The 13512-nt window shown below is 70.6% G+C and carries 15 protein-coding genes; 4 read left to right on the top strand and 11 right to left on the bottom strand.

Annotation, left to right across the window (positions count from 1 at the left end; genetic code table 11):
- The coding region (locus ACFV4K_RS30205) for a wax ester/triacylglycerol synthase domain-containing protein (RefSeq protein WP_379279496.1) at positions 1-739 on the bottom strand (739 nt) is incomplete at its 3' end.
- 273 nt (positions 740-1012) lie between these two features.
- Here ACFV4K_RS30205 and ACFV4K_RS30200 point away from each other — a divergent pair.
- Together ACFV4K_RS30200 and ACFV4K_RS30195 are read left to right on the top strand one after the other, a co-directional pair.
- On the top strand, positions 1013-1342 hold the full coding sequence (locus ACFV4K_RS30200; RefSeq protein WP_379279494.1) for a hypothetical protein: 330 nt from the start codon (positions 1013-1015) through the stop codon (positions 1340-1342).
- A 186-nt stretch (positions 1343-1528) separates the two neighbouring features.
- Entirely contained in the window at positions 1529-2527 is a 999-nt protein-coding gene (locus ACFV4K_RS30195; protein WP_379279493.1) for an Acg family FMN-binding oxidoreductase, read from the top strand.
- Between the two features lie 169 nt (positions 2528-2696).
- Here the strand turns inward: ACFV4K_RS30195 and ACFV4K_RS30190 are convergent, their stop codons facing one another.
- Genes ACFV4K_RS30190 through ACFV4K_RS30180 form a run of 3 tightly spaced genes read right to left on the bottom strand, consistent with a single transcriptional unit; the run spans position 2697 to position 4664 of the window.
- Entirely contained in the window at positions 2697-3620 is a 924-nt protein-coding gene (locus ACFV4K_RS30190; protein ID WP_379279491.1) for a universal stress protein, read from the bottom strand.
- Entirely contained in the window at positions 3617-3877 is a 261-nt protein-coding gene (locus ACFV4K_RS30185) for an SHOCT domain-containing protein (protein WP_379279490.1), read from the bottom strand. Before ACFV4K_RS30185 ends, ACFV4K_RS30190 begins: the two co-directional genes overlap by 4 nt.
- 28 nt (positions 3878-3905) lie before the next feature.
- Positions 3906-4664: an SDR family oxidoreductase gene (locus ACFV4K_RS30180; protein ID WP_379279488.1), complete on the bottom strand. Its 759-nt coding sequence runs from the start codon at positions 4662-4664 to the stop codon at positions 3906-3908.
- Between the two features lie 180 nt (positions 4665-4844).
- Here ACFV4K_RS30180 and ACFV4K_RS30175 point away from each other — a divergent pair, with 180 nt between their 5' ends.
- Entirely contained in the window at positions 4845-5555 is a 711-nt protein-coding gene (locus ACFV4K_RS30175) for an SRPBCC family protein (protein ID WP_379279487.1), read from the top strand.
- Positions 5552-6550, top strand: coding sequence for an Acg family FMN-binding oxidoreductase (locus ACFV4K_RS30170; protein WP_379279486.1), 999 nt, complete (start codon positions 5552-5554; stop codon positions 6548-6550). Before ACFV4K_RS30175 ends, ACFV4K_RS30170 begins: the two co-directional genes overlap by 4 nt.
- Positions 6551-6940: 390 nt before the next feature.
- On the opposite strand, the gene ACFV4K_RS30165 is transcribed toward ACFV4K_RS30170, so the two are convergent.
- From ACFV4K_RS30165 to ACFV4K_RS30135, 7 genes are all read right to left on the bottom strand, one after another.
- Complete coding sequence (locus tag ACFV4K_RS30165) at positions 6941-8296, bottom strand: wax ester/triacylglycerol synthase family O-acyltransferase (RefSeq protein WP_379279485.1); 1356 nt, start codon at positions 8294-8296, stop codon at positions 6941-6943.
- Positions 8297-8315: 19 nt separating this feature from the next.
- Positions 8316-9203: a universal stress protein gene (locus ACFV4K_RS30160; RefSeq protein WP_379279484.1), complete on the bottom strand. Its 888-nt coding sequence runs from the start codon at positions 9201-9203 to the stop codon at positions 8316-8318.
- Positions 9204-9235: 32 nt separating this feature from the next.
- Positions 9236-9826, bottom strand: coding sequence for a hypothetical protein (locus tag ACFV4K_RS30155; protein WP_379279483.1), 591 nt, complete (start codon positions 9824-9826; stop codon positions 9236-9238).
- A 79-nt stretch (positions 9827-9905) separates the two neighbouring features.
- The gene (locus tag ACFV4K_RS30150; protein WP_379279482.1) at positions 9906-11609 is read right to left on the bottom strand and encodes a SulP family inorganic anion transporter; all 1704 of its coding nucleotides are present in this window, start codon (positions 11607-11609) and stop codon (positions 9906-9908) included.
- Between the two features lie 54 nt (positions 11610-11663).
- Positions 11664-12098, bottom strand: a complete 435-nt coding sequence (locus tag ACFV4K_RS30145) for a hypothetical protein (RefSeq protein ID WP_379279481.1) — start codon at positions 12096-12098, stop codon at positions 11664-11666.
- 5 nt (positions 12099-12103) lie between these two features.
- On the bottom strand, positions 12104-12862 hold the full coding sequence (locus ACFV4K_RS30140) for a sigma 54 modulation/S30EA ribosomal C-terminal domain-containing protein (RefSeq protein ID WP_379279480.1): 759 nt from the start codon (positions 12860-12862) through the stop codon (positions 12104-12106).
- A gap of 97 nt (positions 12863-12959) precedes the next feature.
- The gene (locus ACFV4K_RS30135; RefSeq protein ID WP_379279479.1) at positions 12960-13442 is read right to left on the bottom strand and encodes a DUF2231 domain-containing protein; all 483 of its coding nucleotides are present in this window, start codon (positions 13440-13442) and stop codon (positions 12960-12962) included.
- Positions 13443-13512: the final 70 nt, after the last annotated feature.

The following is a 13512-nucleotide window of genomic DNA, read 5'->3' as shown; positions in this document are numbered from 1 at the left end:
GCCCCAGACTCCGCCCGGTCATCTGGGGTGACAGCGTTCTGGTGATCGGCCGGGCGAGCCGGAGCAGCGATTCGGCCATCGCGACACCGTCGCGGACCGCACCGACAGGGTTGGTGACGGCACGCCGGGCGATCGGCGGTAACGCCGCCATGCCCGCGCGCACCAGGTCCACGCCCGCCGACCAGTTCCACGCGACGATGTCGCCGAACACCCCGCCTTCCGATGGCGCGGGGGCGGGGACCGATGCGTGCACGGTGCCCGCACGGCTGAAATCCAGAATCTCACCGGCTATCTGGATGCCACCGATACCGTCGGTGAGGCTGTGGTGAACCTTCAGCACGAGTGCGCTCCTCCCCCCGTCCAGACCGCCGAGCACGGTGAGCCGCCACAACGGCCGGGCCGGATCGAACGCGGACATGACCTCGGTGCGGGCGAACTCGATCACCGCCGCCAAGTCCGCCGGAGCCGGCAGGGCGAGATGCCGAACATGCCAGCGCAGGTCGAAATCGGGATCGGGGGTCCACCGCGGCGGCGTGAGCCCCCACGGCGCCGCGACCAACCGATGCCGGATCCGCGGCACCGCCCGCGTCCCCCGATCGAGCACACGCAGCAACCGATCCCAGTCCGGTTCGGCGTCCAGGATCAGCACCGTGACGATCGTCGAACGCAGATTCGGATCCTGTTCCATGCTCCACGTGAACAGGTCCGACTGGGTCATATGCGAGTCGTGTGCGGTCATTGTCCCTACCATCCCGGCATGCGCGAATCCTGTATTACTACCCGGGCGATTTCACTGTCTCCACTGTGACCGGCCCGACCCGCGATCGGCAGGGGCGAAGGTCACCCCGGGGGCGAGCATTCGGGCACCGCGGCCGCGGCCCGGGGAGGGGCCACAGCCACGATCGGATGGGGACCATCGGCCCTACGGCGCGGGATGCCCACGCGCCCATGCTGATACACGGCGCCGAAGTCCTCGGCGACCGTCCCACCGTTCTCGCGCTAGGAGCAACCCATGACCACATCCACTCCGCAGCAGTCGGCACAGCCCCCGCAGACCGAGCGTCTGTCCGACGAGGTTCTCGAATCGGCCAAGGCCGGCCAGCGCGCCGCCAGCGCCGCCGTGCACACGTTCATCAGCACCGTCGACGAGGCGATCCGCGAGCGGCGGGAGGCGATTCGCGAGGACTCGGCGCTGCACGCGCTGCGCACGACCCTCGTCGACGCCGGGCTGGAACTGTCGGACAAGCTCATCACGGCGCAGTACGAGTTCCTGCGCAGCGTCGTGCGCGACGCGAGCGAGGCGCTGAACAAGCCGAACCAGCCCGACAGCGACGAGCAGTGAGCCGCACCGCGAGTACCCGCCCGTGAGGAGACGCCCGGTGCCGTGCCGGCACAGCCGGCAGCAGCCGGGCGCCTTCACCGGTGGGGTCCGGCGTCAGCCCCCGCAGGTCGCCGAGTGTCGAAATACCCTGCCACACAGGAAGAACGACCATATCCACCGGATTCGGACCACCCCGACACTGATGGTATGAGCGTCAATGATGATGTGCGCGGCCGTCCGGTGCCCGATCCGGGGACGGTGTCCGCGGTGATCGAGCTGGCGGCGCGGGCGCCGTCGGTGCACAACTCCCAGCCCTGGCGGTGGCGGTTCGACGGCACCCACCTGGATCTGTTCGCCGACGCCGAGCGCCTGCTCTCGGCCGCGGACCCGCTCGGACGCCAGCTGGTGATCAGCTGCGGCGCGATGCTGCATCACGTCCGAGCGGCCTTCGCCGAGCGCGGCTGGCACACCGACATCGTCCGGGTGCCGCAGGCGAAGCGCCCGGACCACCTGGCGGTCATCGGATTCCGGCCGTGGGTGGATCCGCCGCCCGAGATCCGCGCGCACGCGCACGCCATCGCCCGGCGCCGGACCGATCGGCTGGCGCTGCTGGAGCCCAGCGGCTGGGAGGACCTCGTTCCCCGGCTGCGCGCATTGGCCGCGACACGGGACGTCCGGCTCGACGTGCTCGCCGAATCCGCTCGGCCACGGCTCGCCGCCCTGTCCCGCGAGTACGCGACCCTGCGCGGTCACGACCAGTTCTACGACCTCGAACTGCATGCGTGGGCGGGGAATTCCGACACTCGCGACGGCGTTCCGCCGACGGCCCTGGCCTCGGACGCGGAGTTCGCCCGGGTCGGTGTCGGCCGGGTCTTCCCGCCGGGTCCGCGCTCCACCCGCCGCGGTCCCCGCACCGACCATGCCCGGCTCGTGGTCCTCAGTGCGCTGCCGGACTCGGTCCCGCAATGGCTGCGCATCGGCGAGGCCCTCTCCGCGGTGCTGCTCGAATGCACCGCCGCCGGCCTCGCCACCTGCACCCTGACCAACATCACCGAATTGCCGCCCGGCCGAGACTTCCTCGCGCGCATGATCGGCGGTCCCGGCATTCCACAAGCGGTCATCCGCATCGGCTCCCCGCCCGATGAGACCCCCGCGCCCCCGCTCACTCCCCGTCGCCCGGTCACGGACATCCTCGCCTTCGGGTGAGGCCGCGGCCGGGCCGGGCAGCCGGAATCACATCGTCATCGGGGGCAGGATGCCCCGCTGATGCAGCCACATCATGACCGTGTGGCACATCTGCATCAGCGGCGACGACATATCCATGGTGTTCATGTCCATCGATCTCAACTCCTCGTGTTCGGGTGGGGAAGCTGCTCTATTCCGATGGCGCCACGATGATCGGGCACTCCACGGTGTGCAGCAGCGCGTCGCTGGTCGAGCCGAGCAGCATGCCGGCGAAGCCGCCGCGGCCCGCACGGCCGACCACGAGCAGCTGCGCGTTGTCCGAGGCATCCAGCAAGGACTGGATCGGCCGGTCCCGCACCAGGATTCGACGCACCTGGACATCCGGGTAGCGTTCGCCGAAGCCGGCGAGCCGCTCCGCGAGCAGTTCGGTCTCGCGTTCGCGTACGGCGTCCCAGCCCGGCAGCGGCAGTCCCACGCGGTTGGTGTCGCTCCAGGCGTGCAGCGCGTCCAGGCCGACCTTGCGCCGGGACGCTTCCTCGAAGGCGAGTTCCAGTGCGGGCATGCTCCGGGGTGAGCCGTCGATTCCCACGAGCACGGGCTTCTCGGCCGCGACCGGGTCGATCGCCGCGGTCGTGCGCACGACGGCGACCGGGCACCGCGCGTGGCGGGTCACCGCGGTACTGACCGAACCGAGCAGACCGCGTCGGATCGCACCGCGGCCATGACTGCCCACCACCACCAGGCGCGCGTGCCGTGACCGTTCGATCAGGGTCGGTATCGCCGTGTCGAAGGTGATGTCGGAGTCGATGGTCAGCGCGTCGCCGACCGCGGCCGCGCGCGCCACCCGGGTCGCCTCGTCCAGCACTCGTCGGCCGTCGAGGCGCAGCCATTCGGTGTCGGTCTCGCTGAGCACCGCGCCCCGGCCCCACCCGCCGGAGACCGCCACCGAGGTGACGATCTCCAGCGGCGCGCCGTGCAGGCCCGCGTCGACCGCCGCCCACGCGACGGCCAGGTAGGAGACCGCCGACCCGTCGGTCGCGACGATGACCGGCGGATTCAGTTGTCCGCCGAGGGAATCGGCGGCACCGCTCGTCGGCTCGGTCCGCTCGCTCATTGTCGCGCGCCCGACGCCCGGAGCGCGGTGAGCCGCGAGGTGTACTCGGCCTCGTCGATCTCGCCGCGCGCGAAGCGCTGCGCGAGAAGTTCTTGCGGCGACGGGGATTCGTAGCGCGGCGCGCCGTCCCGATCCGGGACCGCGAACCGGATCGCCAGGACGATCCCGCCGATGACGAGAGCCCAGAAGATCAGCATTCCGACGCCCATCCCGGCGTAACCCCAACCACTCAAATCGTGGTCGTTCCAATACATCATGGCGACGCCTCCTTCTGTCGTTCCGCCATCACCGGTGCTCAGCACCGGATGCTTCGAGGACCCCGGCCTGGCCGGTGGTCGCGCCGCCGTCGATCACGAATTCCGAACCGGTCGAGAAGGTCGCCTCGGTGATCAGGAATCGCACCATCGCGGCGACCTCCTCCGGCTCGCCGAACCGCGGCAGCGGCTGGGTAGCGGCGTTGGACTCGTCCATCCCGGCGGTCATCGCGGTGTGGATCGGGCCGGGGTGCACCGAGCACACCCGGATGCCGGACGAACCCAGTTCCAGCGCAGCGGCTTTGGTCAACCCGCGCAGCGCCCACTTGCTCGCGACGTACCCGCTGATCCCGGCGTAGCCCATGAGCCCGGCGGTCGAGGACACATTGACGATGGTCCCGCCGCCCGCGGCGCGCAGGCGGGGCGCGGTCAGCCGCATGCCCAGCCAGGCCCCGACGACGTTGACGTCCAGGACGTGCCGGAACAGGTCGGGCGATTCCGTCTCCACGGTCCCGAAGTCGAGGATTCCGGCGTTGTTCACCAGCGCGGCCAGCGGGCCGAATTCGCGTTCGGTCTCCTCGATCACTCGCTGCCAGCGAGCCTCGTCTGTGACGTCGAGGTGATGGAACCGCGCCCGCGTGAAGGTTCCGGCGAGTTTCAACCCGTCCTCGGTCAGCAGGTCGGCGATGACCACGCCGAAGCCCGCCTTCACCAGTTCCGCGACCACCGCCGCGCCGATTCCCCGCGCCCCGCCGGTGACGATGGCGCTCCGGCCCGCGAACTCGGTCATGGTTTGTCCTCCGATCGGTGCGAATCCGCTGTTCGGTCACAGCATCCCGCGCGCGCCCACCGGCCCGAGACGGCCGAAAGTCACCGGTTGTGAGGGCGATTGCCGGGCCATCGGTCCCTGCGGTAATCGCATCGGGCGGCCCAGGATCGACATCGACGCCCATCGAGAGGAATCCACCCCATGAGAACAGCGACCGCGACCGGCATCGGCGTGGCCTCGGCCCTGGCCGGACTGGCGATCGGCTATCGGCTCTTCGCCCGGAAAACGTGCGTGACCTGGGGCTCGACCGCCGAGGAGGTCGGTCGCGTCATGCCCGGTGACGAGCTGCTACCCGATGCCGGCACCGTCACCACCCGCGCGATCACCGTCGCTGCGACGCCGGAACAGATCTGGCCCTGGCTGGTGCAGATGGGTCCCGGCCGCGGCGGGGCCTATACCTACGACTGGATCGAGAACCTGTTCGGCCTGGACATGCACAGCGCCGACGAAATCCTGCCGGAGTACCAGCGGCTCGCCGTCGACGACGTCCTGCCGATGGGCGCGTCCGGTCCCGCCATGCGGGTGGCCGTGCTGGACGGCCCGCACGCCTTCGTCCTCGCCTCGACCGACCACCACTGGGTGTGGGCGTTCGGGCTGTATCCGACCGCCGAGGGCACCCGGCTGATCAGCCGCAATCGCATCGCGCTCCCGGACGCCGGTCTGCCGCGACGCCTGTTCTACATGCTGATCATGGAGCCCGGCAGCCTCGTCATGGAGGCGAAGATGCTGCGCGGGATCAAGGAGCGCGCCGAACGCACCGTCGCGCCGCTCACCCCGGTGACCAATGTCCCCGACCAGCGGGCGGAAAGCCCGTATGTTCCGCACTGGCCGACGAGAACACTCGGAGGATGACCACCATGAACGCCACCCCGCTCGTCCCCGACCATCGCACCCTGATGTCCGCGATGCGCCTGGCGTCGCGCGCGCCCTCGGTGCACAACACGCAGCCCTGGCATTGGCGCTTCGACGGCGCGCACCTGCACCTGCACACCGACCCCGACCGGGTGCTCGTCAACGCCGACCCGCAGGGCCGTCAGCAGGTGATCAGCTGCGGGGCCATGCTGCACCACGTGCGCACCGCGTTCGGCGCGCAAGGCTGGCACACCGACACGACTCGAATGCCGGATCCGCTCGACCCGGGCCGCCTCGCCGAGATCGGTTTCCGGCCCTGGCCCGACCCCCCGGCCGGGCTGGTGGCGCGGGCGCGCGCGATCGACTACCGCCGCACCGACCGCCTGCCGCTGGACCCGCCCGAGCACTGGGATGACGTGGCCCGCCGGCTGCGCATGCTGGTGTCCCCGCACTACGTGGACATGGAAGTCCTCGACGACTCCGTGCGGCCCAGGCTGGCGGCGGTGTCCGAGCAGGCGGCCGCGCTGCGTCGGCACGACCAGATGTACCAGGCCGAAATCGGCTGGTGGGCCGGTCATTCCGGGTTCCCCGAGGGGGTGCCCACCGACGCGCTGATCTCCGACGCCGAACGCGCCCGGGTCCGGGTGGGACGGATGTTCCCCTCCGCGCCGCACTCCGCGCGCCGTCCCGACATCGAGGACCGGTCGCGGCTCGTCGTCCTCAGCACCCCCGCCGACTCGGCCTCCGACTGGCTGGCCACCGGCGAGGCGCTCTCGGCGATTCTGCTCGAAGCCACCGTGGCCGGTCTCGCCACCTGCGCCCTCACCCACATCACCGAATTGCCCACGGGCCGAAGCATTCTCACCGGATTCCTGCCCCGGCCGGGCCACCCGCAGCTGGTCGTGCGCATCGGCGCCGCCCCCGTCGACGAACCCGAGCACCCGCCGACACCGCGCCGGCCCCTCGCCGACACCCTCACCATCGACCGGCACTGACCGGAGGAGGAAGCGGTCGAACCGCGACCTCACCGTCACCACCGGCCTGGTCGACACCTTGCTCGACACCCCGCCTGATCGACCTCGTGGTCCCCGCCTGATCGACCTCGTGGTCAGCGGCCGCCTCGACCGCGCCGCGATGATCACCCACCGCTCCCCCATGAGCGATGAGCGAATTCACCACCGAGTAGCGATGAGCGCCGTCGGCTGAAATCCGTGCAGCGCTACTGGATCCGGTCAGGTGGCGAAGATCGCGAGCAGGATCGCGCCGGCCAACACCACCACGAGCGCTGTCGCGAAGGCGATGAGGGCCCAGTGTTCTTGTGTGCCTGGGAATTTGATCATCAAGGTAGTACTCCATCGGTCAGCGCTCCGTCCGCCGGGCGCCGCTCAGCCGACCGGGTGTCGTGGCCGGGCCCGCGCCGCGGCGAGCAGGTCGGCGATGGCGGTGTGGATTCCGTCGGCGATCTTCTCCAGATCCGGGGTCGAGTCGTAGTCGCCGGTGATGCCGAAGGTCAGCTGGTCGCCGTAGCTGAGGATGGCGATGCCGGTGCGCAGGCGCATGGCGATGGGGATGGCCGGAATCAGCTCGAGCACTTCGCGTCCCAGCATCGACAGGGTGCGGCGCGGGCCGGGGATGTTCGTCGCGACCGCGGTCACCCCGCGCTGCGGCAGGTGCGACCACAGCCGCATACCCCAGGCGACCGGTGCGAACGGCAGCCGCCCGGCCAGGTCGAGCAGTGACTTCTCGGCCTGCGCGGCGCCGCTCGACTTGTGCCGGGCCATGCGCTGATGGATGGTGATCAGGCGTTCCACCGGGTCTTCCAGATGCAACGGCAGCAGGGACAGGACCGCGGAAACACGATTGTCCAGCAGGGATTTAGCATCGGCGGCCCGCATCGACACCGGCACCAGGATGCGCACCGTCTTGCCCGTGGGCTCCTCCCCGCGGCCCAGCAGGACGCCCCGATACGCCGAGGTCACCGCGGCGAGTACGACATCGTTGACCGTCGCGTCGAGACCACGGCCGATCTCGCGGATCTCCGCGAGGGAGGCGCGGGCGATCGTGTAGCGCCGCTGGCGGCCGATCGGGCCGTTGAGCGAGGAGGCCGCGGGCACCGAGACGAACGCGGCCACCACCGGGATCAGGCTGCGCATCATCCCGACCGCGTAGCGCGGCGCGTCCAACGGCAGTCGCAACCCGTTGACGACTCGGTCGAACCAGTCCGGCCCGCCGGCCTCCGCCGGGGGCGGCGTACGCGGCCCCGGACCGGGTTCCGGTGCATCACACAGCTCTTCGAACAGGCTCACGCCGGAGACGCCGTCGACAAGGCTGTGGTGCGCCTTCACCATCAGCGCCCAGCGCGCACCCGTCAAGCGCTCGACGACGACGCATTCCCACATCGGATGATCTCGATCCAGGCGTTCGACGAGCTCGCCGGCCACGAACTCGCGCAAGACCGTTTCGTCGCCGGGCTCGGGCAGGGCTGCCCATCGAATGTGGTGGGCCAGATCGAAGTTCGGGTCCTCCTCCCACACCGGGACGGTCAGATCCAGTGGCGCGCGCCGGATTCGCTGTCGCAGGCGCTGGTTCGCCGCTACGCGCTCGGCCAGCATCGCCGCGAACTCGGCTCGTGCGGGTGGCTGCCCGGCCAGGATCGCCACCGCCGCGATGCCGAGGCTGACGCGGCGGTCGGCGTCCTCGAGTTCGATGAATCCCGCGTCCAGCGGCTGTAATTCGGTCATGACCGATACCTGATCTCGGTTATGCGCGGACAACGATCGTTGGGGTTTCGACGTTGTGCAGCACGGTGGAACTGGTGGATCCGAGCAGCATGCCCGTGAATCCGCCCCGGCCGCGGCTACCGACCACGACCAATTGCGCGTGCTCCGATTCCCGCAGCAGGGCCTGGTGCGGGCGTTCCATCACCAGCAGGCGGCGCACCGCCACATCGGGATAGCGTTCACCGAATCCGGCGAGCCGCTCGGAAAGCAGTTCGTTCTGCTGCGCGCGCAACGGCTCCCAGCCGATGAGCGGCACGTACGAGCCGAGGATGTCGGTCCAGGCGTGCAGTGCGGTCACCCCGACCTTGCGCGCGGTGGCCTCGGCGAAGGCGAGTTCGAGCGCGGGCACGCTGTGCGGTGTGCCGTCGACGCCGACCAACACCGGCTTCTCGGCGGAGAGCGGATCGGTCGCCGCGGTCGCGTGGATCACCGCCACCGGGCATTCCGCGTGCCGGACGACCGCATCGGCCACCGAGCCGAGCAGCCCGGCGCGGATCGCGCCGAGACCGCGGCTGCCCACGACCACCGTTCGCGCGGTCCGGGACTGCTCGATCAGGTGTCCCACGATGGGTTCGCAGATCACTTCGGTCGTGATGGTGACCGCCGCCCCCGGCGCTCCGGCGCGCGCGACGCGACTGGCCTCGTCCACGATTCGCTGCCCGTCCCTGGCCAGGAACTCCCGATCGTCGGGCCCGAGCACGTCGACCGGGACCTCGCCGACAGGCAGTGAGATCGAAGTGACGATGTGCAGCTCGTAGCCGTGCAGTCCGGCGTCCACCGCGGCCCACACGGCGGCCTGGTAGGAGGTGGCCGACCCGTCGACGGCGGCGATGATCCGCGCGGCTCGGGGTTCGAGAGCAGCGGTCATGGTGGGTGTCCTTTCGATTGATGCGGGGGCTCTTATCTGCCGATGGGTCGGTCGAGCCCGCGTAGCTCGGCTTCCCAGCGCATGCCGTGCAGGCGGTCCAGCAACTGGGTCAGGCACCAGAGCAGCGCCAGCAGCGCGAAGCCCACGCCGACCAGCAACGCCAGGCCGGTGCCGATGCCGTCGAGCACCGCCGATCCGGGTTGCCGGGGCGGGGCTCCGGGCAGGCCGTCTGCCCCGAGCCAGGTCTGCATGGTGGAGCCGACTTTGGTGTCACGACGCGCCTCGACGGTTCCCTTCCCGAGGCTCCCGTCGTGTTTCCACTGGATCTGGACCTCGTAGTGCGCCGCCTGCGCGGGCCCGGCGGCCGCCACGGTCTGCTTCGGCTCGGTCAGCACGGTCGCGAGCACCTCGGTCTTCGCGGCGTTCTCGGCGCTGATCCGCTCGGCGGACCCGCTGTAGGCCGCGGTCCCGACAGCGGCCGCCACCGGGATCGCCAGCAGCATCGAGGCGACGACCAGCAGACGGCCGATCGCCTCCCAGCGATCCGAGGCGCGCATGAGCGGGTTCGAGTTCCACGGTCGCAGCCGCCACACCCGCCACGCCAGTGAGGAATTGCGCGGCATGGTCTTTCACCTCGTCTCTGGAGAACCGATCCGTCCATCCAGCATCGCGTGACCGAGCCCACCGCAGACGGGCCTTAAGTCACCGATCCGCCGGTCCGAGGTCGTCGTTCTCGCGCCGGTAGGCGGCCAGGGCGGTCGGCAGTGTCGGGAACAATCGGCCGGCGCCGATGCGGTCGGTCAGCCCGGCGGCGTCGAGGGCCGCCCGCAGATCCTTCTTGACCCGTGCCATCGCGAAAACGATTTCCCGGGAATCACATTCGGACCTGAGCTGCTCGACGGCGTCGAGAGCGGTCAGGTCGACCTCGACATTGGCCTCGACATTGAGGAGGAACCAGCGAACCGGGTTCGCCGCGTTGTCGACGGCGGCCAGCGCACGGCGGCGGAAGTCCTCGGCGTTGGCGAAGCACAGGGGTGCGTCGTAGCGGTAGACCACCAGTCCGGGAACGGTCCTCGCCTCCGGATAGTCGTCGACATCGTGCATGCCCGCCAGGCCGGGGACGAACCCCTGGATGGCGTCGTGCGCCCGGGCCACCCGGCGCAGCAGGTCCAGGATCGACAGCCCGACCGCGATCAGGATGCCGTACAGCACTCCGGCTGCCAGCACCGCGACCGCCGTGCTCAGCGCGAGCACCAGTTCGCTGCGCCGGAACCGGGCCAGCCGGGCGAACTCGGGCATGTCGATCAACCGCAACGCGGCGTAAACGACCAGGGCGCCCAGCGCCCCGGACGGGAACGCGGCCAGCACCGGTCGCCCCCAGAACACGACCGCGAGCGCCGTCGCCAGCGCCGCCACCGCGTACAGCTGCGTGCGCGCGCCGGCGGCGTCGGCGATGGTGGTGCGACTGCCACTACAGCTGACCGGAAATCCCTGCGAGACACCGGCGGTCAGGTTGACCGCGCCCATCGCGAACAGTTCCCGGTTCGCGTCGACGGCATCGCCGTGGCGGGCCGCGAACGCCCGCGCGACCAACACCATGTCGGAGAACCCGACCAGGGCGATGCCGATGGCGGGCAACAGCAGCCTGCCCACGTCGCCGGCGGCGATGTGCGGCAGGCTCGGCGCCGGTAGCCCCGACGGGATCGCGCCGACCACCCGGATCCCGTGCTCCCGCAATGAGAAGACAGCCACCACCGCCGTCGCTCCCAGTACGGCGATCAGCGGGCCGGGAACCCGCGCGGCCCACGTCGACGTCAGCAGTAGCACCACCAGCGTGGAGGCGGACAGAGCGACTGTCGGCCAATGCAATTCATCGAGGTTCGAGGCGAAGGACCGCAATTGGGCCGGCAGGGACTCCCCCTCCACACGCACCCGGCTGACCCGCCCGAGCTGGCCCACGATCATGATGCCCGCGGTCCCGGCCAGGTACCCCACGAGCACCGGTTTCGACAGCAGATCGGCGAGCAGCCCGAGCCGGGCCGCCGCACCGGCCACACAGCAGACTCCGACCACCAGGGCCAGCATGGCCGCGAGCGCCGCGTACCGGCCGGAATCCCCCGCGGCCAGCGGGGCCAGCGCCACCGCCGTCATGAGCGCGGTCGTCGATTCGGGACCGACCGACAGCCGCCTGGACGTCCCGAGCACGACGTACACCGCGAGCGGCCCGAGCGTCGCCCACAAGCCCGCGATCGGAGCCAGACCCGCCACGGTCGCGTACGCCATGACCTGGGGAATCAGATAGGCCGCCACGGTGACTCCGGCCACCGCGTCCGACCGCAACCAGGCCCGCCGATAGCCCCGGAACTGTCGTGTTCCGGGCAGCCACCGTTCCGCGGCCTCGCCCATCACTGCACGGTACCGCGCGCGATCACCTCACCGCGGCGTTCGAGATGAGCGCGCTCACGGCATCACACCGGTCAGGACCAGCACGCCCGCGGTGAGCAGAGCGACCGCTTTCACCACTTCCAGCGCGACGTAGGCATAGTGGCTGCGCGACCGCGGGCCCTCCGCGCCGGCGAGTACCGCATCGCTGCGCCGGGTCAGCCGGGGACGGACGAACAGCAGCTGGATCGCCAGCGCGCCGATCGCCACCGCGAGGGTGATCGTCGTGGCGAGTCCGGGCGGATCGGCCCAGACCGCCGCGAGAATCAGTATCGCGAACAGGGATTCGACGCCGTTGAGGGCGCGAAAGACCAGGCGGCCGATGCCCAGCCCGATGGCCAGGGTGACGTTCGGGGCGCGGAACTTCAGCGGCGCCTCGATGAACGAGATGGCCAGCACCATGCCGAGCCACAGGAAATCGGCGGCGGTGAGGAAGGCACGGGCGGTGGTCACGGCTATCACCCTCTCGTGACATCCGGTCCCGCAACGAGTCCCAGGTCCCCGTCGTAGCGGCGGTACAGCAGGCGGCCGCGGCGGTCGGACGGGTCGGTGAAGAACAGGAATGGCAGGCCGTAGGCGCACAGCCGGGCCGCCGCCTCGGCTTCGGTGAATTCCCTTGTCGGACGGGTGTTCATGGTGAGTGGCCGCCAGATGGCAGAGGCCGGCGGACGCATACGCCGTTGCCGGGCCATCCGGACGCCCAGCGGCCCCGCCCAGTACACGATCGCGTCCTCGCCGGTCTCGGCGTCGGTGAACAGGTGGACGTCGTAGTCCATGGCATCCATGGCGGCGGCCGCGCCGACCGGATCGAGGACCTGAAGGCAGCACTGCTTGCGCCGGACGATGGGGCGCGCGTCGCTCACGGCCGCCAGCGGCGCGCGGCCGGGATCGGGAGCCCACCGAGGTTCGGCCTTTCCGGTGACCCGGTCGAGTTGGCGGTCGAGGCGCTCGGCGGCGAACGTGAGCGCGAAGCCGCCCGGTCCGGCGGCCTGCACCCGAATCGGGGTGCCGTCGAACCGCGTGTTCACCTGCGCCACCGTCGTGGTCCCGAAACACCCGTTCCGGACGAGCCGGACAGTCGCAGGCGACTCGAGGTGGTGGCGGCGCAGCACCCGCCGGATCACGCGGTCGGCCCGGCTCTCCTCGGTAGAAGTGATCGGACCGCGCGACTGCACCGCGACCCCGGGCGTCATCGCCGCCACTGGCTTCGCATTCATCGAAGATGCCCCTCGTTCCTTGCCGATTCCGCCGAATGACAACGCCCATGCCATCATCCGGCGATCGGCCCGGAACAGGGTCCAAGGTCCTCCCGGGTCACTTCCCGGCGCGCACCGGCTGCGCCGACACTCCGCTCCAGCCGGCGCGAGCGCCCGATTCCCCGATCCGGTACACCTGCACCGTCGCGGCCACGCCCGCCGCGATCGTGAGGACGGCGACCGCGCCGACGAGCATCCGTGACACCGCGCGGCCGCGCGTCTCCCGGACGTGGACGACGGCCACCAGGATCGCGCCCGCCAGCAAGGCGATGGCGAAGTAGACGAACGTGTCGCCGAGCTGAGTATGGTTGTGCAGGTCGGCGTTTCGCCCGACCCGCCCCTCCAGCCACTCACCCGCCTCCGTGGTGATCGGGGTCAGCACGGCGACCACCGTCGCGAGCGCGACCGTCAACCACACCAGTCGCCGCCGCGCGGCCGGCCACAGCGCCGAGGAGATCGCCAGCAGCGCGGTGAGCGGCGCCAGCACCACGATGGCGTGGACCAGCAGGATGTGGGCCGGGAGCCCATCGATCGTGGACATCAGCGACTTCCGTTCGATTCGGCGACGATGTGGACCAGCCTGCACGGCCTTGCTGGGAGAACGCTGTGAC

The organism is Nocardia sp. NPDC059764, from assembly GCF_042732555.1.
Taxonomy (GTDB): domain Bacteria; phylum Actinomycetota; class Actinomycetes; order Mycobacteriales; family Mycobacteriaceae; genus Nocardia.
The sequence above is the reverse complement of the archived record's forward strand: the minus strand, read 5'-3'. Positions and strand labels throughout refer to the sequence as shown.

Excerpts from the sequence above, each read along its gene's own strand:
- ACFV4K_RS30155 (WP_379279483.1), bottom strand. The coding sequence starts at position 9,826 with ATGCCGCGCAATTCCTCACTGGCGTGGCGGGTGTGGCGGCTGCGACCG.
- ACFV4K_RS30175 (WP_379279487.1), top strand. The coding sequence starts at position 4,845 with ATGAGAACAGCGACCGCGACCGGCATCGGCGTGGCCTCGGCCCTGGCC.
- ACFV4K_RS30195 (WP_379279493.1), top strand. The coding sequence starts at position 1,529 with ATGAGCGTCAATGATGATGTGCGCGGCCGTCCGGTGCCCGATCCGGGG.
- ACFV4K_RS30190 (WP_379279491.1), bottom strand. The coding sequence starts at position 3,620 with ATGAGCGAGCGGACCGAGCCGACGAGCGGTGCCGCCGATTCCCTCGGC.
- ACFV4K_RS30160 (WP_379279484.1), bottom strand. The coding sequence starts at position 9,203 with ATGACCGCTGCTCTCGAACCCCGAGCCGCGCGGATCATCGCCGCCGTC.
- ACFV4K_RS30135 (WP_379279479.1), bottom strand. The coding sequence starts at position 13,442 with ATGTCCACGATCGATGGGCTCCCGGCCCACATCCTGCTGGTCCACGCC.
- ACFV4K_RS30140 (WP_379279480.1), bottom strand. The coding sequence starts at position 12,862 with ATGAATGCGAAGCCAGTGGCGGCGATGACGCCCGGGGTCGCGGTGCAG.
- ACFV4K_RS30180 (WP_379279488.1), bottom strand. The coding sequence starts at position 4,664 with ATGACCGAGTTCGCGGGCCGGAGCGCCATCGTCACCGGCGGGGCGCGG.
- ACFV4K_RS30170 (WP_379279486.1), top strand. The coding sequence starts at position 5,552 with ATGACCACCATGAACGCCACCCCGCTCGTCCCCGACCATCGCACCCTG.
- ACFV4K_RS30200 (WP_379279494.1), top strand. The coding sequence starts at position 1,013 with ATGACCACATCCACTCCGCAGCAGTCGGCACAGCCCCCGCAGACCGAG.
- ACFV4K_RS30165 (WP_379279485.1), bottom strand. The coding sequence starts at position 8,296 with ATGACCGAATTACAGCCGCTGGACGCGGGATTCATCGAACTCGAGGAC.
- ACFV4K_RS30185 (WP_379279490.1), bottom strand. The coding sequence starts at position 3,877 with ATGATGTATTGGAACGACCACGATTTGAGTGGTTGGGGTTACGCCGGG.
- ACFV4K_RS30150 (WP_379279482.1), bottom strand. The coding sequence starts at position 11,609 with ATGGGCGAGGCCGCGGAACGGTGGCTGCCCGGAACACGACAGTTCCGG.